Raw genomic sequence first — 20,122 nt, 5'->3', positions numbered from 1 at the left:
GTGGTAAAACGGCGTCTTAATCGACGCAAAACCGAATACGCGTTCATCCTGCACCCTCAATCAGATTGACGAAGCTACCCTCGTCATGGGGGAAGAGGCAATACCGGGGCGGCGCGAGCGAAGGCAGAACGCAGCGCAGCCTGGAACTGGTACTGCTTCACACCTTCGCCGAACGCCCCGCTTGCGCAGCGCCGCGCGATCGTCGCGCCGCTTCACCCCTCTTCCAGCAAGGCCTTGATCGCCGCGAACCCGGCCATCGAGCGCTCGCGCTTGCGCGCCGCGTCGGCGACCGGGTCGGCGCCGTCGCGTTGCAGTTCTTCCGCCGGCAGCTCGTCGATGAAGCGGCTGGGCTTGAGCCGGATCCGCTCGCCCCAGCGCTGGGTCTCGCGCGAATGCGACAGGTACAGCACTTCCTTGGCCCGGGTGATGCCCACGTACATCAGCCGGCGTTCCTCGTCCAGGCGGCCTTCGTCGAGGCTGGCGTCGTGCGGCAGGTTGCCGTCCTCGACGCCGACGATGAACACGAAGCGGAACTCCAGGCCCTTGGCCGCGTGCAGGCTCATCAGCCGCACCTGGTTGCCGGCCTCGCCCTTGTCGGCGTGCGACAGCAGCGCCAGCTGCGCCGCCAGTTCGCCCGGGCCGGAGCCGCGGCCGCCGTCGAACCAGCCCGACAGTTCCTCCAGGTTCTCCTTGCGCCGCTGGAAGCTGGCCTCGTCCTTGCACTGCGCGCGCATCGCCGACAGCAGGCCGCTGCGCTCGGCCAGCACGCCGACCAGTTCGGCCGGGCTGATCTTCTGCGCCTGGTCGCGCAGGTAGCGCACGATCTGGACGAAGCCGTCCAGGGCGGTGCCGGCGCGCGGGGTCAGCTGCTTGATCGCGTGGATCGACTCGGCCATGCGCGACATCGGCAGATGCGCGTGCTGGGCCATCTCGGCCAGCTTGGCCAGGGTGGTGGCGCCGATCTCGCGCTTGGGCGAGGTCACCGCGCGCAGGAAGGCGGTGTCGTCGTCGGGGTTGGCGATCAGGCGCAGCCACGACAGCGCGTCCTTGACTTCGCCGCGCTCCAGGAACGCGGTGCCGCCGCTGAGGTGGTAGGACACGCGCAGCAGCTGCAACGCCTTTTCCAGCGCGCGGCTCTGGTGGTTGCCGCGGAACAGGATGCAGAAGTCGCTCCACGGCGCTTCGTGCTTCTGCGCCAGGAAGTGGATCTCGGCGGCGACCTTCTCCGCCTCGTGGGCGCTGTCGCGGCATTCCCAGACCTTGATCCGCTCGCCGTCGGCCTGGTCGCTCCACAGGGTCTTGGGGTGTTCGTGCGGGTTGTTGGCGATCAGCGCGTTGGCCGCGCGCAGCACCCGGTTGCTGCAGCGGTAGTTCTGTTCCAGCTTGATGATCTGCAGGCTGGGATAGTCCTTGCCCAGCTCGAGCAGGTTGTCGGGGTTGGCGCCGCGCCAGGCGTAGATCGACTGGTCGTCGTCTCCCACGCAGGTAAACAGTCCGGTCGGTCCGGACAGCGCCTTGAGCAGGCGGTACTGGGCGTCGTTGGTGTCCTGGCATTCGTCGACCAGCAGGTAGCCGATGCGCTCGCGCCAGGCCAGCTGCAGGTCGGCGTGGGTTTCCAGCAGTTCCACCGGCAGCCGGATCAGGTCGTCGAAGTCGACCGCGTTGAAGGTGGTCAGGCGCGACTGGTAGCGCTCGTACAGCACCGCCGCCTCGATCTCGCGCGGGGTGCGCGAAGCGGCCATCGCCTCGCCCGGCGACAGGCCGGCGTTCTTGGCCCGCGAGATCAGGTTGCGCATGTCCTCGAGCACGTCGGGCTTGGTCCCGGCCGGCATCAGGTCCTTGACCTGGGCCGCGCTGTCGTCGCTGTCGAACACGCTGAAGCCGCGCCGCAGGCCGGCCCGGGCGTGTTCGAACTGCAGGAACTTCAGGCCCAGGGCGTGGAAGGTGCAGATGGTCAGGCCGTCGGCGCCGTCGCCGCGGATGCGCTTGGCCACGCGCTCGCGCATTTCCTTGGCCGACTTGTTGGTGAAGGTGATCGCGGCGATGCGCTTGGCCGGCATCCGGCCGCTGGCGATCAGGTGGGCGATCTTCTCGACGATCACGCGGGTCTTGCCGCTGCCCGCGCCGGCGAGCACGAGCAGAGGGCCATCGGTGTGCAGGACGGCGGCGCGCTGGGGGGGATTGAGGCCTTGCATGCGGTCTTCGTCGCCGGCGGGGAGCCGGCCCGGGCGCGGCAGTTTAGCCGACCGGCGCGGCCGGCCGGCTGCGCCCGCGGATGAACGGGCGGGCGCCCGCCGCCGCGGGACGAAACCGGGCGAAACCGCGATCGATGCGATTCCCGCCGGCCCCGGCGCGGCGTATGGTGCGGCGTATGGGCGGGGCCGCGGGGCCTGCCGCCCCACCGAGGAGAACCCGGCATGAAACGCCTGCTCGTACTCGTCATCGCCCTCGGCGGCGCACTCGCCGCCCCCGTCCTGGCCGCGCCGGACGACGCCGCGGCCGCCGCCGCGGTCGGCGCCGACAGCGACCGCATGCAGCGCGAACATTTCGACCAGCGCAGCCGGATGGCCAAGACCCATCCCAACGAGCTGTGGCGCCTGTACGGCAGCCAGGCCGCCGCGCAGGGCGACTGGGACGACGCCTTCCGCCATTTCCGCCGTGCCGCGCGCTACGCCGACAAGTACTCGCAGCACCGCCTGAGCCTGATGTACTGGTACGGCCTGGGCGCGAGCCAGGACCGGGCCCTGGCCTACGCCTGGGCCGATCTGGCCGCCGAGCGCCAGTACCCGCAGTTCGCGATCCTGCGCGAGAAGATGTGGCAGGAGCTGGACGAGGCCGAGCGCGAACGCGCCCTGCGCGAGGGCCAGGCGCTGTACGACCAATACGGCGACCGCGTCGCCAAGCCGCGCTTCGAGCAGGCACTGTCGCGCTCCAAGCGCGAGATCACCGGCAGCCGCACCGGCGACGTCGGCCGGCTGCAGGTGTTCACCCCGGGCCCGGCCCGGCTGTTCGAGCCCGGCGCCACCGACCTGACCGCGATGTACCACGACTGGCGCTTCGACAGCGCCCGTTACTGGGCCGCCGAGGACGTGGTCTGGCGCGACGGCAACGTCGAGGTCGGCCCGGCGCAGAACGCACCGCGTTCGAACTGAACCCATCGGCGTCGGACCGGCCGCGCCGGTTCGACGTCCGCCGCGCGCGCCGTCAAGTCTGTGGCGCGGCGCGCGCGCGGCCTACACTGCACGCATGGCCAAGCTCTATTTCTATTATTCGGCGATGAACGCCGGCAAGACCACGACCTTGCTGCAGTCGGCGCACAACTACCGCGAGCGCGGCATGCGCGTGGCGATCCTGACCCCGCACCTGGACGACCGCGCCGGGCGCGGCACCGTGGCCTCGCGGATCGGCCTGCGCGCCGACGGCGAAGCCTTCGATCGCGACCAGGACCTGGAAGCGCTGATCCGCGCCGACATCGCCGCGCGTGGCGCGCTGCATTGCGTGCTGGTCGACGAGGCCCAGTTCCTGAGCCGGGCCCAGGTCTGGCAGCTCAGCGAGGTGGTCGATGCGCTGCGCATTCCGGTGCTGTGCTACGGCCTGCGCACCGATTTCCGCGGCGAGCTGTTCGAAGGCAGCCAGTACCTGCTGGCCTGGGCCGACGAGATCAGCGAGATCAAGACCATCTGCCATTCCGGCAAGAAGGCGACCATGAACGTGCGCGTCGACGCCGGCGGCCGCGCGGTGCAGGACGGGCCGCAGGTCGAGATCGGCGGCAACGACCGCTACATCTCGGTTTCGCGCGCCGAGTACAAGAAGGTGATGCGCGGCGAGGGCACGATCGAGCCGCTGCAGCAGCCGTTGCCGTTGTCGAACTGAGGAGCGTGCCGGCGTCGTTGGGTGACGGAGGCGAAGCAAAAGCCCCCCCTAGCCCGTCCGGCCAGCAGGCATAGCCTGCTGGCGTTCGATCGTGCGCGAACCTGCGGTTCGCAAGCGCACGCTCTCACCCTTTTTCAAAGGGGGGAATGCTGCCGGCGGCGCTGGCCTGACGCAGGCTCGCGCGAATTCGCTCCCGCTTTCAACTGGCCCTCTTTGAAAACTGGCCCCCTTTGAAAGCTGGCCCCCTTCGAAAACCGGCCCCCTTTGAAAAAGGGGGCTGGCGCCTGCGTTGTTCGGATGCCCGCGTTCCGGCGGCGCCGGGGGATTTGCTCTGCGCTGTTCCCGCTCTCCCCGCTCAGCCCAAGGCCGAGCGGAAATACGCGTCCAGCGTCTCCTGCCGCCCATTGCCGGCGGACAGCGCCGGCGGTGCGGCCTGCATCCGCGTCAGCTCGGCTTCCAGGAAATCGCTAATCGCGGCGATCCGCGGCCCGGCCTCGGTTTCGGCGCTGCGGCGCTTGCGTTCGAGCAAGGCGTCGACGGCCTCGCGCACCGGGCCGTCCGGCAGCAGCCGCGCCATCAGGTCTTCGAACGCCATCGGCGGCGGCGTGCGCTCGCGCTCGATCCACTGGCAGGCCAGCACCGGGCGCAGCACGTACAGGTACTTCTTGGTCCGGATCGCCTCGCCGCCGAGGTGGCCGCGGTAGGTGCCCAGGGCCAGGCTCAGGTAGTGGTGCCAGGCCGCGACCGGCGAGTAGAACGTCTCGGCCAGCCGGCGCAGGCCCGGGCTCAGCGCCGGATCCTCGCGGTACACCACCGGCGAGCGCACCCACTCCAGCAGGGTCGGGTTGGACTTGGACAGCAGGCGCAGGGCCTTGCGCAGGTCCCAGCCGCTGACGTCTAGGTCGTGCTCGATCGGCAGCTCGATCACGTCGCGCTGCGGCTGGTTCGGGCCGGTCAGCTCGTTGACGGTCAAATACCAGTCGCGCTCGTGGACATAGACGAAGCGCGCGTCGTAGTCGCTGTCGGCCGAGGAAAAGCCCCAGCCGCGGCTGCCCGATTCGCAGGCGTAGACGATCCGCACCGCGTGCTCGCGTTCGATCTCGGCCAGGGCGTCGAGCACCGCGCGGCGCTTGTCTTCGGCGATGGGATGCAGTTCGGGCAGGGCGGACAGGACGGTCATGCGCGGCGAGCGGAGGCGGACGGCCGTCCAGTCTAGCCGCGCGGCGGCGCCGACTTCATCGTCGCCACACCGACCCGCGCCACTGTCGTATCGTTGCCCGCGTCCTCACTCCCGCCCGCTCGCCCGATGCCGCCGATGCCGTCCGCCCTGCCGATCCAGACCGAACGCCTGCTGCTGCGCGAACTGGTGCCCGCCGACGCGCCTTTCATCCTCGAACTGGTCACCGACCCGGCCTTCCTGCAGAACATCGGCGACCGCGGCGTGCGCGACCTGGACAGCGCCGCGCGCTATATCGCCGACGGCCCGACGGCCAGCTACGCCCGCAACGGTTTCGGCCTGTGGCGGGTCGAGCTGCGCGACAGCGGCGAGCCGATCGGGATGTGCGGCCTGCTGCGCCGCGACACCCTGCCCGATCCGGACATCGGCTACGCCTACCTGCCGCAGCATCGCGCGCGCGGCTACGCCCAGGAGGCCGGCGCCGCGGTGCTGCGCTACGCGCGCGAGGTGCTGGCGCTGCCGCGGGTGCTGGCGATCGTGCATCCGGCCAACGCCGCTTCGATCCGGGTGCTGGAGCGGCTGGGGCTGTGCGCCGAAGGCAGCCTGCGCATGAACGGCGAAAGCCACGACGTGCGCCTGTTCGCCACGGCGCCGGCCGCGGGCTGAGCGCATGCGCCGCGCCTGGCCCGCTCTGCTCGGCCTGCTGCTGGCCGCCTGCGCGGCGCAGGCGCAGCCGCTGGCGGTGCGCGACGGCGACCTGATCTTCCAGGTCTCGCGCTCCTCGCAAAGCCAGGCGATCCAGCGCGCCACCGGCTCGCGCTACAGCCACCTGGGCGTGATCCTGCATCGCGACGGCCGGCCCTACGTGTTCGAAGCGATCGACCCGGTGTCCTACACCCCGCTGGCGGCCTGGATCGCGCGCGGCGAACGCGGCCACTACGTGCTCAAGCGCCTGCGCACGCCGCCGGACGCGGCCCAGCAGGCGCGGCTGCACGCGCAGGCGGCGCGGTTCGTCGGCCGCCGCTACGACCTCGCCTTCGAATGGTCGGACCGGCGCATCTACTGCAGCGAGCTGGCCTGGAAGCTGTACCAGCGCGCGCTCGGCCTGCGCATCGGCCAGACCCGGCCGCTGCGCAGCTTCCGCCTCGACGACCCGGCGGTGAAGGCCAAGCTGCGCGAGCGCTACGGCGAACGCGTGCCGCTGGACGAACCGGTGATCGCGCCGGCGGCGATGTTCGATTCGCCCTTGCTGCGCACCGTCGCCTCGGGCTGAACCCTGGCCCCGCGCAGCCGCGGCCGGCCGTCGACCAGGTCGGTCCAGACCGCGTAGGCCGCGCCGCCGGCCAGGGCCAGTTGCGGGAAACCGGTGCCGCGCCCGCGGCCGCGCACCTGGGCCAGCGCCAGGCGTTGGCGTTCCTGGCTCAGGTCCGGCGCCAGCCGCGCCAACTGCAGGCTCTGGCCGCCGCGGTCCTCGCGCATCCACAACACCCAGGCCTGGTCCGCGTCCAGGGCCAGATCGACCCGGCCCTGCACCGCCTCGCCGCGATCCAGGGTCAACGGCGCGCCGAAGCGTCCGCCGGCATCGGCGCTGGTGGCGATGCGCAGCGACGGCGCCTCGCCGGCGCCGGTGTACCAGGCCACCAGCGCCCGCTCGCCCTGGGCCGCGACCGCCGGTCCGTTGACCGGGCAACCGGGCATGACCCAGCCGTCGGCGTGCACCGGCTGCGGCGGCGTCCAGGCGCCGTCGATCAGGCGGGCGGCGGCGATGTCGCGCACCTCCTGTTCGCCGCGATCGCGGTAGACCAGCAAGGCGCCGCGCGCGGTCGCGACCGCGTCGGTCTGGCAGCAGTCGCAGGTGCGGGTATCCAGCACGGCCTCGCCGGAACGCTGCAGATCGGCGCCGAAGCGCGCGCTGCGCAGGGTCATCGCGCCGCCGTGGCCGGCGTGTTCGCCATGGCCTTGGCCCTTGCCGCTGGCGCGGCCGTCCAGCCAGGCCACCCGCATCGCATCGGCGCCCTCGGCCCACAGCGAGACGAAGCCGTGCTCGGTCGGAGTGCCGTCGTCGTTGACCGCCAACGGCGCCGACCAGTGCGCGCCGCCGTCGGCCGAGCGCACCAGCACCACGTCGTAGGCATAGGGCGCGTCGCCGGACTTGCGCAGCCAATGCGCCCATAGCGCGCCGTCGGCCGACACCGCCAGGTGCGGCGTGTCGGCCCAGTTCACGAACCAGTCGTGGCCCTGCGCGATCGCCCGCGGCGCGCCGCGCCAGCGCCCGTCGGCGCCGGCCTGGGCGAACTTCAAGGCATGCAGGCCGTCGCGCGACTCGATCCACGACAGCAACAGGCCGCCGTCGGGGGTGGCGATCAGGTCCGGCTGGGCGCCGCCGTCGACCGGCAAGGGCCAGTCTTCGACCTGCCACGGCGCTGCGGCGGGTGCCGCCGGCGTGGGGTTCGCCGCCGCAGCGTCGGTGGCCGGCGGCGCCTGGGGCGCACCGCAGGCGGCGACGAACAACGCGGCCAGGGCCGGCAACCAGCAACGGATCGGGCGACGGATCGAAGACGGAAGCATCGGCTCAGGACCCGCAACGAGGACGCCGCATTGTGCGGCGCGCCGGCCGGCCGCCGTCAACGCCGCCGCGCGGCATTTCGCCGCGGGCTCAGCCGCCGCGGCGCCAGACCCGGCAGCGGTTGTTGGCCGGCATGGCCAGGTCGGCGATCAGGCTCAGGCCGTGGCCGGCGGCCAAGGCATCGACCGCCTCGGCATCGCGCAGCCCCGAGGCCGGATCGCGCGCCTTCAGCCAGGCGTCGAACTCGCGATTGCTGTCGCTGGTGTAGCGCCCTTGGTAGTTGAACGGCCCGTAGACCACCAGCGTGGCCTGCTCCGCCAGTACATTCGCCAACCCGGCGAACAGCGCCTCGACCTGCGGCCAGCCCATGATGTGCAGGGTATTGGCGCTGAATACCGCATCGAAACCCGGCCCACGTCCATCCGCAGCCGGCGGCAGCGACGGCATCGGCACCAGCCCGGTCGCCGACCCGGCCACCGCCGCCAGTGCGATCGGCGCCGGCGTGTTCGCCAGCCCCGCCTCGTCCAGCCACATGCGGATTCCGGGCAAATGTTCGGCGCGATCCGAGCACTGCCAGCGCAGCCACGGCATCGCCGCGGCGAAATGCACCGCGTGCTGACCGGTGCCGCTGCCGATCTCCAGCACCTCGCGGCGGTCGGCGAAGCGCTCGCGCAGCACCGCCAGGATCGGCTCGCGGTTGCGCTCGCAGGCGGGAGAATGGGGTTTCATGGAGGAGGATTGTCGTCTCTGACGCGGGCCCAGCCCAGTACGTCCTCGCTGCGCACGGCGACGCGGAGCAGCCGACGGTTCTCCAGGTCGGCGACCGTGCCGCGTTCGCCGACCAGGTAGTGCGGGCCGATCCGGGTCACGAGATCGACATCCGCCAGCAGGTAAGCGCTGGGATCTCTGCCGCCGACCGCCACGCAAGGACGCTTCGACCAGACGGCGTTGACAGTGTCGCATCCGCTTTTTGTCAATGCGATATCGACGCGCGGGATCTGACCCAGACCGAAGAAGTTGACGATGCGGCTGGCGCCCGTGGACAGCGAACTGGTGAATACCAGGACGTACAAAACCAGCATAGCGGGGATGAGCACGCGGGTGGAACGCGGCATGTCCGCTGTGCGGAGCATCACCAGATGCAGAACCACGGCGCCGATGGCGAGCCCGGCGGCCTTGGCGAGGAAAGTATCGCCATCGTCTTCTCGCCACAGCAGGACCACCATCAGCGTGAACGCCCAGGCGACCGTGTAGCAGTAGGACAGAAAGAACAAAGTGACCCAGCGGCTGCGCGAAGGGGCTATGACGAATCGATGACGCAGCGGCGTCTCGAGCATGATCGCCACCACCATGGGCGGGATCATGCATACGAACAGCAAATAGCCGCGGTCGTAATACAACATGGCGATATACGCAGCCAATCCGACCGCAGCTGCGGCGGCGCTCAGCCAAGCGTAGTCCCTATGCTTCCAGCGTGATCTGAACGCCTGATCGGCACGCAGCAACACCGCATTCCGCGGCCCTACCCCGCTCCGGCGCCAATACACCAACATCAGACCCGGCGCGATCATCGCCACGGCGACCGACACCAGCAATATCAGCCCGATCGCCGCCGAAGCCATCGCCACGCCCAGCAGGTCCGACATCGCCAGTACCGGCAGATAGCCGATGCGATAGAAGTGATGCAGAACGATCGCGCCGCCCCATACCACCGCCAAGGACAGAACGCCGGTTTTGGGATGTTGTCGGAACCTATCCAACAGCCAAGCCAATCGAGCCACTGGGGGCCCGCTTGCCTCGTCGGTTCGCGCATCCATGCCGGCCTCCTGCCTAGGTCATGCAGTTACCTTGCCACAGGCGCCATGCGCTTCCGAGTGCGCCGTTCACGGCATGGGCCGCTTCAACCAGCGCGCAAGGCCGCGAACGCCAGCCCCGACACCACGCCCAGCGACGGGTCGCCGGCGACCTGCTTCGCGTCAGGGAAGCAGCGGCGCACGGCTTCGCGGACGTAGGGGGCGCGCGACATGCCGCCGGTCAGGAATACGGTCGCCGGCGGTTCGCCGATCTCCTGGGCGACCTCGGCCAACAGCTCGGCGACGAAGCCGAGGAAGGGCTCGGCGGCCTGGCTCAGGTCGACGGCGCTGGAGGCCAGGCCCAGGCCGGTTTCGATGTAGTCCAGTTCGGCCCGGCTGTCGGCCTCGCTGCTGAGCCGGACCTTGGTCGCTTCGACCGCACGGCTGAGGCGAGTGGTGTTGCCGGTCTGCTGCAGGGCGATCAGGCGCGGGCCGAACGGGGCTTCGACCTCGCGGTAGCTGTCGCGGCGCTGGAACTCGCGCTGGCGCACCACGTCGTGCACGGTCGCGGCCTCGACATAGTGATGCGCCGGCACCCGGGTCGCGCCCTTGCCGAACAGCGGCATGAAGCGCGACAGGCTCAGCGACAGGTCGACGTCGACGCCGCCGCGGGCGATGCCCCAGGAGCCGAGCACCACCGGCTCGCGTTCGCCGCCGACCTCGGCCAGGGTCACGTCGGTGGTGCCGCCGCCGATGTCGACCACCAGGGTGCGATGGCGATGCGCGCTCTGGGCGTGGTAGCCCAGCGCCGCGGCCACCGGTTCTTCGAGGAATTCGACCTGGTCGAAGCCGGCGCCCTGCGCGGCCTCGGTCAGGATCGCCAGGGCCTGGTCGCCGCCGGCCGCGCCCATCGAGCTGCGGAACTGCACCGGCCGGCCCAGCACCGCCGAGCGCACGTTGGCGCCGAGCTGCTGGCTGGCGCTGAGGCGGATGTGTTCGAGGATGTAGCCGGCGATGCCGACGATGGTCTGGCGCACGTGCGGCGCCAACTGGTAGCCGAGCATCGATTTGGGCGACTGCACCAGGTTGCCGTAGCCCTCGGCGAGGTAGGCCTCGACCGCGTCCTCGCCGTAGACCGCGTTCTGCAGGGTCGCCGCCGAGGCGCGCGCCTCGCGCACCTGCTGTTCCAGCCATTGCCGGCGCACGGCGCGGATCGCGTCGCGGCGCAGGTCGGCCTCGTTGCGCTGGAGCGGGCTCGGGATCAGCGCCAGCGCGGCCTCGCGCTGCTCGGCCGGCAGCCGCGCGGCGTGCTCGCGCCGGGCCTGGGCCTCGTTGAGGGCGCGGGTCTGCTGGGCGCGGGCGCTGCGCACCAGGGCGTCGACCTCGGCTTCGAGCGCATCGGTCAGCTCGAACCGGCTCGGGTCGGGCACCGCCTCGGGGAAATACACGGTGGTGCGGAACTGGCGCTCCTCGCCGAACCGGACCGTGCGCACCGCGCCGTCGATCACCGCCGCGGCGGCGGAATAGCTGGTGCCGAAATCGATGCCGATCTTCATTGGGACTGGAGCGTTTTGCGGCGCGCAAGGATACCCGTTGCGCGGCGCAGCGGCCTGAATCGTTTAGGCATGGCCGGCAAAGCCTATGGCGTCTCACACGCTGAGATCGCAGTCTCGTACAACGAGACTCCCCTCCGCCGCCTGCGCCCATGTCCGCCCTGATCGATCCGTCCCCGCGCGACCTCGTCCCCGCTGCGCAGCGCTCGCAGGCCCTGGCCCGCAGCGAAGAGGCCATCGACGCCCGCCACGGCGGCGCCCTGGCCGACCGGCTACAACGCCGCTACCGCGACCGCATCACCGGCGCCTTCACCCTGCCCGGGCGCGAAGGCCGCTACGCGCCGCTGCCGGACGACCTGCCCGAGCCGCTGCGGCGGGCGCTGCGCGAGCGCGGCATCGAACGGCTCTACAGCCACCAGGCCGAGGCCTGGACGGCGACCCAGGCCGGCGAAGACGTGGCGGTGGTGACCCCGACCGCCTCGGGCAAGTCGCTGTGCTACACCCTGCCGGTGGTCGCCGCGGCCATGGCCGGCGCCGCCGGCGCGCCCGCGTCGAAGGCGCTGTACCTGTTTCCGACCAAGGCCCTGGCCCAGGACCAGGTCGCCGAATTGCTGGAGCTCAACCGCGCCGGCGACCTGGGGGTGAAGGCCTTCACCTTCGACGGCGACACCCCCGGCGACGCGCGCCAGGCGATCCGCCTGCACGGCGACATCGTGGTCTCCAACCCGGACATGCTGCACCAGGCGATCCTGCCGCATCACACCAAGTGGGCGCAGTTCTTCGAGAACCTGCGCTACGTGGTGATCGACGAGATCCACACCTACCGCGGCGTGTTCGGCAGCCACGTCGCCAACGTGCTGCGCCGGCTGCAGCGGATCTGCGCGTTCTACGGCGCGCGGCCGCAGTTCATCCTGTGCTCGGCGACGATCGGCAACCCCCAGGCCCACGCCGAGGCGCTGATCGAGCGGCCGGTGCGGGCGATCCTGGAGTCCGGCGCGCCGACCGGCGACAAGCACGTGCTGCTGTGGAACCCGCCGGTGATCAATCCCGACCTGGGCCTGCGCGCCTCGGCGCGTTCGCAGAGCAACCGCATCGCCCGGATCGCGATCAAGGCCGGGCTGAAGACCCTGGTGTTCGCCCAGACCCGACTGATGGTCGAGGTGCTGACCAAATACCTCAAGGACGTGTTCGACCACGACCCGCGCAAGCCGGCGCGGATTCGCGCCTATCGCGGCGGCTACCTGCCGAGCGAGCGGCGCGAGGCCGAGCGGGCGATGCGCGACGGCCGCATCGACGGCATCGTCTCGACCTCGGCGCTGGAGCTGGGCGTGGACATCGGCAGCCTCGACGTGGTCGTGCTCAACGGCTACCCCGGCTCGGTCGCCGCGACCTGGCAGCGCTTCGGCCGCGCCGGCCGCCGCCGCCAGCCCTCGCTGGGCGTGCTGGTGGCCAATTCGCAGCCGCTCGACCAATACATGGTGCGGCATCCGGATTTCTTCGCCGACGCGCCGCCCGAACACGCGCGCATCGCCCCGGACCAGCCGCTGGTGCTGTTCGATCACATCCGCTGCGCCGCGTTCGAGCTGCCGTTCCTGCACGGCGAACGCTTCGGCCCGATCGACCCGGCGGTGTTCCTGGAGGCGCTGGCCGAAACCGGCGTGGTCCACCGCGAGGGCGAACGCTGGGAATGGATCGCCGACAGCTACCCGGCCAACGCGGTCAGCCTGCGCTCGGTCGCCGACGGCAACTTCGTCGTGGTCGACCGCAGCGACGGCCGTCAGGCGATCATCGCCGAGGTCGATTACTCGGCCGCGGCGCTGACCCTGTACGAGGGCGCGATCCACATGGTGCAGTCGGTGCCCTACCAGGTCGAACGCCTGGACTGGGACGGGCGCAAGGCCTATGTCGTGCGCACCCACGTCGACTACTACACCGACTCGATCGACTACACCAAGCTCAAGGTGCTGGACCGTTTCGACGGCGCCGCCGCCGGACGCGGCGACAGCCACCACGGCGAAGTGCACGTGGTCCGGCGGGTGGCCGGCTACAAGAAGATCCGCTATTACACCCACGAGAACATCGGCTACGGCCCGGTCGCCCTGCCCGACCAGGAACTGCACACCACCGCGGTGTGGTGGCAGCTGCCGCAGGGCGTGCTGCTGTCGCGCTTCGAATCGCGCCAGGACGCGCTGGACGGTTTCCTCGGCGCGGCGCACGCGCTGCACGTGGTCGCCACGGTGGCGGTGATGGCCGATGCGCGCGACCTGCAGAAGTCGGTCGGCAACGGCGACGGCGCCTGGTTCGCGACCCAGGACGCGAGCGGCCGCGGCCAGTTGCGCGGGGTCGAGTCCGAGGCCGCGGCCGGGTCGCTGGCGACCCTGGAAGTGCAGCAGTTCGTGCCGACCGTGTACCTGTACGACAACTTCCCCGGCGGGGTCGGCCTCAGCGAACCGCTGTGGCGGCGCCAGGCCGAACTGGTCCAGCGCGCGCGCGAACTGGTCGGCCGCTGCGACTGCCGCGCCGGCTGCCCGGCCTGCGTCGGCCCGGTATTGGCCGCCGACGAAGACCGCGCTGGCAGCGCGACGCCGAAGGCCCTGGCCTTGAAGGTGCTGGGCCTGCTCGGCGAGGGTTCGCCGGATGACGGTTCGCTGGATGACGGTTCGCCGGATAACAGCCGGCTGGATGCCGATCTGCTCGACCCGGCCTCGCTCGACCGCGATTCGCTCGCCCTGCTCGGCCAAAACGCCCTGGGCGAAGGCCGCGAGGCGTGAGCCTGGACCTGGCCAAGCTGCGCCTGCTGCAGCGGCAGGCGGGACGGACGCAGGCCGATGCGCCGCCGCCGGCCGCCTCGCCCGCCGCAGCGCTCACTGCCGCCGTTGCCCCAACCCCATCCGCGCCCGCAAGCGCAGGCCATCGCCATGCCGCGGACGCACAAGGCACCCGCCGCGCCGACGCCAGCGCGCCCCTCTTTGAAAAACAGGGGTTGGGGGAAATTCGCTCTTCGGCCGATCCGCCCGCGCCGCTGCCCCGCGCATCGGCGACGCCGAACCAAAGCCGGATCGCCGCCAGCGACATCCCCTTCCTCGACGATGCGCTCGACGATGCGCAGCCCCGCCCTGCGTCTACCGATGCCGCGCAGTTGCGCCGCCTGATCGCCTTGCGCGAGCGCAAGCCCGGCGCGGATATCGCCGCATCCCCTGCCGTCGAGCCGGCGTCCCCGGCGACCGCGCCGCCCTCGCCCGCTCCCAGCCCAGCCGCTGCGCCCCCGCCCCGCGCCGAGAGCGAAACGCCCAGCCGCGCGCGCGGCCCGCGCACCGACATCGACGCCCTGCGCCGCTTGATCGCCTTGCGCGAACGCAAGCCGACGCCGTCGGCCGCGATCGAATCCCCACCGGTCGCGGCCGGCTCCGCCGCGTCGCCGGCGCGCCGCTCGCTCGACCGCTCCTTGCCGGGCGAGGAAATCGCGCCGGGCCTGTACTACCTGCAAGCGCATCTGCCGCTGCCGGTGCCGGCCAGCGCGCTGTCGCTGGCGTTCGCCAAGCGCGGCGACGAAAGCGTCGAGCCGCAACGGCTGCTGTTCTTCGACACCGAAACCACCGGCCTGGCCGGCGGCACCGGCACCCGCGCCTTCATGATCGGCGCCGCCGACTGGCAACACGACCCCGGCCGCGGCGCCGGCCTGCGCATCCGCCAGCTGACCATCGCCAGCCTCGCCGCCGAACCGGCGATGCTGCGCGAATTCGCCGGCTGGCTGCGGCCCGATACCGTGCTGTCGAGCTACAACGGCCGCTGCTACGACGCGCCGCTGTTGAACGCTCGCTACCGGTTGGCGCGGCAGCCCAATCCGCTGCTCGGCCTGGATCACGTCGACCTGCTGTTTCCGACCCGGCGGCTGTACCGCGGGGTGTGGGAGAACTGCAAGCTGGCGACGATCGAACGCGAGTTGCTGCGCATCCTGCGCGAAGACGACCTGCCCGGCGCACAGGCGCCGGCGGCCTGGCTGCAGTATCTGCGCGGCGGCAGCGCGGCGTTGCTGCGGCGGGTGATCGCGCACAACCACCAGGACGTGGCGACCCTGGCGCAACTGCTGCCGCGCCTGGTCCAGGCCCACGCCGAACTGGCTCCATCGGGGTAGGAGCGGCGCAAGCCGCGACCGCGAAACCGCAACGGCGACGCCAGCGGCTGCAACGCGTCGCGACTTGCGTCGCTCCTACCCCTAAAGCCCGCGACGCGGGCTGGCGGTTGCATGCGCCGAAATGCGCACAGCCGGGCGCGTTCAGGCGTCATCGTCGCCGGCTACACTGCGCGGCCCGCGGCCTTCATGCGCCGCACACGTCGCCGGCCGCAGGCTCGCGACACAACGATCAGGAGCCCCGCCATGTCCTCCTTCGCCCGATTGCGCGTCCTGTTGCCCGCCGCCGCGGTGCCGCTGCTGCTCGCCGCCTGCGCCACGCCGATTCCGCCGACCGACGTCGGCGGCGGCCCGGGTTCCCGGCCCGGCGTCTGCAATCCCGAAGCCGCGCGCTGGGCGGTCGGCCGCTCGCCCTCGGCCGACGTGGTCGAACGCGCCCGGGTCGAAAGCGGCAGCCGTTCGGTGCGGGTGCTGGAACCGGGCACCGCGGCGACCATGGACTACCGCGAAGACCGCCTCAACATCGACGTCAACGAACGCGGCGCCATCACCGGCCTGCGCTGCGGCTGAGCGCGACTGCGGTCGCGGATCGGACGATCCGCGGCCGGCGTTAACCCTGGGCACAGCCGCCGGACGGCAGGCTCGGCCGGACCGCGCCGCGCGCGCATTCGCCCAGGACACCGCCATGCCGAACCGGACTCCGCGCCCGTCTTACGCCCCCTCGTCCCTGCGACGCCTGCTCGCCGGCGTCGCCCTCGCCGGTTCGCTGTCGCTGGCCCTGAGCGCCTGCGCCGGCGCGCCCAAGGCCGATGAAATGCCCAGTTCGGCCGAACAGGCCCCGCCGCCGGCCGACAGCGCCGCGATCGCTCCGGGCGAACCGGCGCCGCCGCCGCCGCGCCCGCGCTGCAATGCCGAGCTCGCCCAGGCCAATGCGGCCGGCAAGGCCGCCGACACCGCCACGGTCGAGCGCGCCCGCGTCGATGCCGGCGGCGACCTGGTGCGCGTGCTCAAGCCCGGCCAGTTCGTGACCAAGGAATACCGCGAGGGCCGGGTCAACGTTTACGTCGACGAGAACAACGTGGTGACCAGCGTCAGCTGCGGCTGAACCCGCGCCGCCAACACGACCGCGCGATGGCGTCCCGCTGCGATGGACCGGCCCGGTCCGTCGCAGCGACGCCGCACCGCTCGCCCGGCCAGGCGTCGGCCGCGCTGCGAACGCCGCGATCCCGTCGCCGCGCTCACCGCGCGGATGCGGCGGTAAGCGACGACGATCGGGCGCGTCGCAGCGCCGGCGCCGCGCCGTTTGGCCTACACTGCCGCGGTTCGCCAGGAGTCCGTCATGCGCCGCCATCTGTGGCTGATCGCCGCCGTGTTGTTGATCGGCCTGTGGGCCTGGAGCCAGCGCGGGGAACGCGCTCCCACTCCGGCCACGCCCGCTACACCCGCATCGGCGCCGAGCACGATCGCGATACCGACGTCGACGCCGACGCCGACGCCAATCGGCGTCCCCGACCGCCGCGGTCACGACGAAATGCCGCCGATCGCCTCGATCGCGCTGCCGCCGGAAGCGGCCGATGTGCTGCGCCGGATCGCCGCCGGCGGCCCGTTCGAGCACCGCCAGGACGGCGGCACCTTCCAGAACCGCGAACGCCGCCTGCCGCGGCAGCCGCGCGGCTATTACCGCGAATACACCGTCGACACGCCCGGCGAGAACGACCGCGGCGCACGCCGCATCGTCACCGGCGGCGATCCGCCGAGCGAGTACTACTACACCGACGACCACTACCGCAGCTTCACCCGCTTCGAACCCGACGGAGGCGCGCGATGAGTTCGGTCGATCCGCGCGAACTGCTCGCCGACCCGGCCCAGGCCGGCGCTTACTTCATCGATGCGCGCGATGCGCGCGCGCTCGCCGATGCCGCGACCGAGCTCGAGTTCGCGGTGGCGCGGGTGGACTTCGCCGACTGCACCGGCAAGGACGACGCGCTGACGCGCATCGCCCGCGGCCTGCGCTTCCCCGACTGGTTCGGCGGCAACTGGGACGCGCTCGACGACAGCGTCAACGACCTGTCGTGGTGGCCGGCGCCCGGCTATCTGCTGCTGATCGAGAACGCCGGCTCCTGGCAGGCCGAATACGGCGAAGACGCGGCGACCCTGATCGAAATCCTCAACGATGCCGCCCAGGACTGGGCCAAGCAGCGCACGCCGTTCTGGGCGTTGCTGCCGCTGCCGGAAGCGGACCTGGCTCAGATGACGCCCTGACCCGCGCGGCGTCACCCGCGCCGGCGCCGCGACGCGCGCAGGAAGCGCAGCGCCGCCTGCTCCCACTGCCGTTCGCTGCGCACGCCCTGCGCATAGCGCGCCAGCCGGCCCTCGCGCCAGCCGGCGAACAGCGCCGGGTCGATATAGGCCTTGCGGCAAACCGCCGGCGTGTTGCGCAGCGCCTGGGCGACTTCGCCGATCACCGCGTTCTGCGCCGCGCTCAAGGCGCGCTCGCTGGGCGCGCCGCCGCGCGCGGACGGCGGCAGCGGCAGTTGCGCCAGGCGCCGGAACGCCGCCACGGTGCCGCCCCAGGTGCGGAAGTCCTTGGCCGTGAACGCCTCGCCCATCGCCTCGCGCAGATAATCGTTGACCGCACCGGAATCCACCGGCTGCAGCCGGCCGTCGTCGTCGCGGTACTGGAACAGCGCCTGCCCCGGCAGTTGCTGGCAACGCCGCACCAACTCGGTCAGACGCGCATTGTCCAACTCGACCTGCTGCGCCAGGCCGCTCTTGCCGCGGAAGCGGAACCGCGCCCGGCCGCCGCGCAGGAACTCGACGTGTCGGTTGCGCAGCGTGGTCAGGCCGAACGAGCGGTTGTCGCGCGCGTATTCGTGATTGCCGATGCGCAACAGGGTTTCGGCCATCACCGCGACCACCATCGCCAGCACCTTGTCGCGCGGAAAGCCCGCCGCGGCCAGGTCGCGCCGTACCCTGCGGCGCAAGGCCGGCAAGGCGCGGGCGAACGCCAGCGCGCGCTCGAACTTGCCTTCGTCGCGCACCTGCCGCCATTGCGGGTGATAGCGGTACTGCTTGCGCCCGCGCGCATCGCGGCCGGTGGCCTGGAGGTGGCCGCGCGCGTCGCGGCAGATCCACACGTCGGTGTAGGCCGGCGGAATCGCCAGGGCGCGGATCCGCGCCAGGTCGCGCGCCGCGCGCAGTTTGCGCCCGCGCGGGTCGACGTAACTGAAACCGCGGCCGGCGCGGCGGCGGCCGATGCCGGGCTCGCCGTCGTTGACGTAACGCAGGCCGGCCGCGCGCGCGGCGCGGCGGTTGGGATTGGCCACGCTCATGCCCCAGCCATACGGGGCGCGGCGTCAAGACGGCGACAAGGCCGCAGGTTCAGCGCCGCTCGTCGCGCTGCTTGAAATCGACCGGTTCGCTGTTGTCGCTGGAGCCCCACTTGGCCTCGAGCTTGCGCTCGCACCAGGCCGGCGGCGATTCGCCCGGGCGCTGCGGGCCGCTGGTGCATTCGGGACGGGCATCGACGGCGGCGTTGGTGTCGCGGTATTCGACGCTGCCGCAGCCGCTGAGGGCGGCGACGAGCGCGAACGCGGGAAGCGCGGGCAGGCGCATGGACGGACTCCGGCGTGGGAACACGGGGGCGGAACAGGCGGCCAGTGTCGCCGCCGCCCCGCTACCGCGCCTGTGCCATCGGTTAGGCCGCCGCGTCCGCGGTCGGCGCCGCGGCCGCCGGCGCGCGCGCGAAGCGCCAGGCGATGGCCACGCCGATCGCCAGCAAGGCGGCGGCGATGAACCACGGCGCGCCGGGCAGGTGCAGCGGCGTGTGCTTGCCGATGAAATAGCCGAAGCTGCCGGCGAACAAGGCCGGACCGAGCACGCCGGCCAGCGAGACCAGGCTCATCAGCGCGCCCTGGATGCGGCCCTGCGCATCGGCGCCGACCTGGCGGGTGATCAGCGCCTGGGTCGCCGGCGCCGCCATCGCCCACAGCGCGCTGATCGGCAGGCCGAGCAGGAACAGCCAGCCGGTTTCGGCCAGACCGTAGATCACGAAGCCGGTCACGCCGCAGCTCAAGCCCAGCAGCAGCGCGCGGCGTTCGCCCAGGCGCGCCACTACCCGGCCGACCAGGCCGACGTTGACGATGATGTTGAACACCCCGACCACCAGCAGCACCCAGCCGACCTCGCGCAGGCCCCAGTGGTACTGGTAGTCGGCGAACAGGACGAAGATGCTCGGGTAGACGTAGTGCGCCATGTTGGCGATGAACACCACCGCCGCCAGGCCGAACACCTGCGGGTAGCGCTTGAGCAGGACCAGCGCGCCGAACGGGTTGGCGTGGCTCCAGTCGAAGCGCGGCGTGCGCTTCTCCGGCGGCAGCGACTCGGGCAGCACGAACCAGCCGTAGAGGAAGTTCAGCAACGCCAGGCCGGCGGAGAACCAGAACGGCAGGCGCAGGTCGATCTCGCCCAGGTAGGCGCCGATCACCGGCCCGATCACGAAGCCGACGCCGAACGCCGCGCCGATCATGCCGAAGCTCTTGGCGCGCTGTTCCGGCGGAGTGATGTCGGCGATGTAGGCGTTGGCGGTGGTGAAGCTGGCCGCGGTGATGCCGGCGATGATCCGCCCGACCAGCAGCAACGGCAGGGTGTTGACCACCGCCATCAGGATGAAGTCCAGGCCCAGGCCGAGGCAGGACAGCAGGATCACCGGCCGGCGGCCGTAGCGGTCCGACAGCGCGCCCTGGATCGGCGAAAACACGAACTGGATCGCCGCGAACACGGTGCCGAACACGCCGACCCAGTACGCCGCCTTGGCGGTGTCGCCGCCGACGAAGTTCTCGATCAGGTGCGGCAGCACCGGAATGATCAGGCCGAACGACAGCACGTCGATCAGCACGGTGATGAAGATGAAGAGCAGCGCAGCGCGCCGCGCGCCCGGGACGGGAGCGGAAGCAATGGTCATGAGAGGGCGGAAGAGGCGGTGGGGACGTCCTTGCGGCGCAGTCTAGCGCGCGGGTGCGCCGGCGC

At 71.6% G+C, this 20,122-nt stretch carries 19 protein-coding genes; 10 read left to right on the top strand and 9 right to left on the bottom strand.

The genetic code is table 11. The features are described from left to right. Positions 1 to 212: 212 nt before the first annotated feature. Entirely contained in the window at positions 213 to 2,195 is a 1,983-nt protein-coding gene (locus tag K4L06_RS07340) for a UvrD-helicase domain-containing protein (protein ID WP_221670778.1), read from the bottom strand. Between the two features lie 222 nt (positions 2,196 to 2,417). Here K4L06_RS07340 and K4L06_RS07335 point away from each other — a divergent pair, with 222 nt between their 5' ends. Together K4L06_RS07335 and K4L06_RS07330 are read left to right on the top strand one after the other, a co-directional pair. Further along, entirely contained in the window at positions 2,418 to 3,152 is a 735-nt protein-coding gene (locus K4L06_RS07335) for a hypothetical protein (protein WP_221670777.1), read from the top strand. A 94-nt stretch (positions 3,153 to 3,246) separates the two neighbouring features. Beyond that, positions 3,247 to 3,873, top strand: coding sequence for a thymidine kinase (locus K4L06_RS07330; protein ID WP_221670776.1), 627 nt, complete (start codon positions 3,247 to 3,249; stop codon positions 3,871 to 3,873). A gap of 355 nt (positions 3,874 to 4,228) precedes the next feature. Here K4L06_RS07330 and K4L06_RS07325 read toward each other — a convergent pair whose 3' ends face one another. Further along, positions 4,229 to 5,035: a nucleotidyltransferase domain-containing protein gene (locus K4L06_RS07325; protein ID WP_221673551.1), complete on the bottom strand. Its 807-nt coding sequence runs from the start codon at positions 5,033 to 5,035 to the stop codon at positions 4,229 to 4,231. Positions 5,036 to 5,188: 153 nt separating this feature from the next. Here K4L06_RS07325 and K4L06_RS07320 point away from each other — a divergent pair, with 153 nt between their 5' ends. Continuing rightward, on the top strand, positions 5,189 to 5,716 hold the full coding sequence (locus tag K4L06_RS07320) for a GNAT family N-acetyltransferase (protein ID WP_221670775.1): 528 nt from the start codon (positions 5,189 to 5,191) through the stop codon (positions 5,714 to 5,716). 4 nt (positions 5,717 to 5,720) lie between these two features. After that, positions 5,721 to 6,323 carry a YiiX family permuted papain-like enzyme gene (locus tag K4L06_RS07315; RefSeq protein ID WP_221670774.1) on the top strand — a complete coding sequence of 201 codons (603 nt, stop codon included), beginning with the start codon at positions 5,721 to 5,723 and terminating at the stop codon, positions 6,321 to 6,323. Here K4L06_RS07315 and K4L06_RS07310 read toward each other — a convergent pair. From K4L06_RS07310 to K4L06_RS07295, 4 genes are all read right to left on the bottom strand, one after another. Further along, positions 6,233 to 7,618 carry a sialidase family protein gene (locus K4L06_RS07310; protein WP_221670773.1) on the bottom strand — a complete coding sequence of 462 codons (1,386 nt, stop codon included), beginning with the start codon at positions 7,616 to 7,618 and terminating at the stop codon, positions 6,233 to 6,235. The two genes, K4L06_RS07315 and K4L06_RS07310, sit on opposite strands and share 91 nt — an antisense overlap. Before the next feature lie 88 nt (positions 7,619 to 7,706). Beyond that, a complete protein-coding gene (locus K4L06_RS07305) occupies positions 7,707 to 8,345 on the bottom strand; it encodes a DUF938 domain-containing protein (RefSeq protein WP_221670772.1) in 639 nt (212 codons plus the stop codon). Further along, on the bottom strand, positions 8,342 to 9,433 hold the full coding sequence (locus K4L06_RS07300) for a hypothetical protein (RefSeq protein WP_221670771.1): 1,092 nt from the start codon (positions 9,431 to 9,433) through the stop codon (positions 8,342 to 8,344). The genes K4L06_RS07305 and K4L06_RS07300 overlap by 4 nt, the downstream gene beginning before the upstream one ends. Positions 9,434 to 9,516: 83 nt before the next feature. Next, on the bottom strand, positions 9,517 to 10,965 hold the full coding sequence (locus tag K4L06_RS07295; protein WP_221670770.1) for an Hsp70 family protein: 1,449 nt from the start codon (positions 10,963 to 10,965) through the stop codon (positions 9,517 to 9,519). Positions 10,966 to 11,177: 212 nt separating this feature from the next. On the opposite strand from K4L06_RS07295, the gene K4L06_RS07290 reads away from it, so the two are divergent. From K4L06_RS07290 to K4L06_RS07265, 6 genes are all read left to right on the top strand, one after another. Next, positions 11,178 to 13,733, top strand: a complete 2,556-nt coding sequence (locus K4L06_RS07290; protein WP_255595554.1) for a DEAD/DEAH box helicase — start codon at positions 11,178 to 11,180, stop codon at positions 13,731 to 13,733. Positions 13,734 to 14,101: 368 nt separating this feature from the next. After that, on the top strand, positions 14,102 to 15,097 hold the full coding sequence (locus tag K4L06_RS07285) for a ribonuclease H-like domain-containing protein (RefSeq protein WP_343225740.1): 996 nt from the start codon (positions 14,102 to 14,104) through the stop codon (positions 15,095 to 15,097). A 243-nt stretch (positions 15,098 to 15,340) separates the two neighbouring features. After that, on the top strand, positions 15,341 to 15,664 hold the full coding sequence (locus K4L06_RS07280) for an I78 family peptidase inhibitor (protein WP_221670767.1): 324 nt from the start codon (positions 15,341 to 15,343) through the stop codon (positions 15,662 to 15,664). Between the two features lie 115 nt (positions 15,665 to 15,779). After that, positions 15,780 to 16,199 (top strand): I78 family peptidase inhibitor, encoded by a 420-nt coding sequence (locus K4L06_RS07275; RefSeq protein WP_255595012.1) that lies wholly within the window; start codon positions 15,780 to 15,782, stop codon positions 16,197 to 16,199. Positions 16,200 to 16,433: 234 nt separating this feature from the next. Next, positions 16,434 to 16,922 carry a ribonuclease domain-containing protein gene (locus tag K4L06_RS07270; protein WP_221670766.1) on the top strand — a complete coding sequence of 163 codons (489 nt, stop codon included), beginning with the start codon at positions 16,434 to 16,436 and terminating at the stop codon, positions 16,920 to 16,922. After that, on the top strand, positions 16,919 to 17,356 hold the full coding sequence (locus K4L06_RS07265; protein WP_221670765.1) for a barstar family protein: 438 nt from the start codon (positions 16,919 to 16,921) through the stop codon (positions 17,354 to 17,356). Before K4L06_RS07270 ends, K4L06_RS07265 begins: the two co-directional genes overlap by 4 nt. Positions 17,357 to 17,367: 11 nt before the next feature. Here the strand turns inward: K4L06_RS07265 and K4L06_RS07260 are convergent, their stop codons facing one another. The 3 genes from K4L06_RS07260 to K4L06_RS07250 all read right to left on the bottom strand — a co-directional run bounded on the left by K4L06_RS07260 (position 17,368) and on the right by K4L06_RS07250 (position 20,057). Continuing rightward, complete coding sequence (locus K4L06_RS07260; protein ID WP_221670764.1) at positions 17,368 to 18,426, bottom strand: DNA topoisomerase IB; 1,059 nt, start codon at positions 18,424 to 18,426, stop codon at positions 17,368 to 17,370. 49 nt (positions 18,427 to 18,475) lie between these two features. Beyond that, on the bottom strand, positions 18,476 to 18,709 hold the full coding sequence (locus K4L06_RS07255) for a hypothetical protein (protein WP_221670763.1): 234 nt from the start codon (positions 18,707 to 18,709) through the stop codon (positions 18,476 to 18,478). An 82-nt stretch (positions 18,710 to 18,791) separates the two neighbouring features. After that, positions 18,792 to 20,057 carry a TCR/Tet family MFS transporter gene (locus tag K4L06_RS07250; protein ID WP_221670762.1) on the bottom strand — a complete coding sequence of 422 codons (1,266 nt, stop codon included), beginning with the start codon at positions 20,055 to 20,057 and terminating at the stop codon, positions 18,792 to 18,794. Positions 20,058 to 20,122: the final 65 nt, after the last annotated feature.

This window comes from Lysobacter sp. BMK333-48F3, from assembly GCF_019733395.1.
Classification (GTDB): Bacteria; Pseudomonadota; Gammaproteobacteria; order Xanthomonadales; family Xanthomonadaceae; genus Lysobacter.
The sequence above is the reverse complement of the archived record's forward strand: the minus strand, read 5'-3'. Positions and strand labels throughout refer to the sequence as shown.

Bases quoted from the DNA above. Each gene is read 5' to 3' on its own strand.
- K4L06_RS07335 (WP_221670777.1), top strand. From the start codon at position 2,418: ATGAAACGCCTGCTCGTACTCGTCATCGCCCTCGGCGGCGCACTCGCC.
- K4L06_RS07255 (WP_221670763.1), bottom strand. From the start codon at position 18,709: ATGCGCCTGCCCGCGCTTCCCGCGTTCGCGCTCGTCGCCGCCCTCAGC.
- K4L06_RS07270 (WP_221670766.1), top strand. From the start codon at position 16,434: ATGCGCCGCCATCTGTGGCTGATCGCCGCCGTGTTGTTGATCGGCCTG.
- K4L06_RS07310 (WP_221670773.1), bottom strand. From the start codon at position 7,618: ATGCTTCCGTCTTCGATCCGTCGCCCGATCCGTTGCTGGTTGCCGGCC.
- K4L06_RS07320 (WP_221670775.1), top strand. From the start codon at position 5,189: ATGCCGTCCGCCCTGCCGATCCAGACCGAACGCCTGCTGCTGCGCGAA.
- K4L06_RS07295 (WP_221670770.1), bottom strand. From the start codon at position 10,965: ATGAAGATCGGCATCGATTTCGGCACCAGCTATTCCGCCGCCGCGGCG.
- K4L06_RS07305 (WP_221670772.1), bottom strand. From the start codon at position 8,345: ATGAAACCCCATTCTCCCGCCTGCGAGCGCAACCGCGAGCCGATCCTG.
- K4L06_RS07315 (WP_221670774.1), top strand. From the start codon at position 5,721: ATGCGCCGCGCCTGGCCCGCTCTGCTCGGCCTGCTGCTGGCCGCCTGC.
- K4L06_RS07260 (WP_221670764.1), bottom strand. From the start codon at position 18,426: ATGAGCGTGGCCAATCCCAACCGCCGCGCCGCGCGCGCGGCCGGCCTG.
- K4L06_RS07280 (WP_221670767.1), top strand. From the start codon at position 15,341: ATGTCCTCCTTCGCCCGATTGCGCGTCCTGTTGCCCGCCGCCGCGGTG.
- K4L06_RS07340 (WP_221670778.1), bottom strand. From the start codon at position 2,195: ATGCAAGGCCTCAATCCCCCCCAGCGCGCCGCCGTCCTGCACACCGAT.
- K4L06_RS07250 (WP_221670762.1), bottom strand. From the start codon at position 20,057: ATGACCATTGCTTCCGCTCCCGTCCCGGGCGCGCGGCGCGCTGCGCTG.
- K4L06_RS07265 (WP_221670765.1), top strand. From the start codon at position 16,919: ATGAGTTCGGTCGATCCGCGCGAACTGCTCGCCGACCCGGCCCAGGCC.
- K4L06_RS07300 (WP_221670771.1), bottom strand. From the start codon at position 9,433: ATGGATGCGCGAACCGACGAGGCAAGCGGGCCCCCAGTGGCTCGATTG.
- K4L06_RS07275 (WP_255595012.1), top strand. From the start codon at position 15,780: ATGCCGAACCGGACTCCGCGCCCGTCTTACGCCCCCTCGTCCCTGCGA.
- K4L06_RS07330 (WP_221670776.1), top strand. From the start codon at position 3,247: ATGGCCAAGCTCTATTTCTATTATTCGGCGATGAACGCCGGCAAGACC.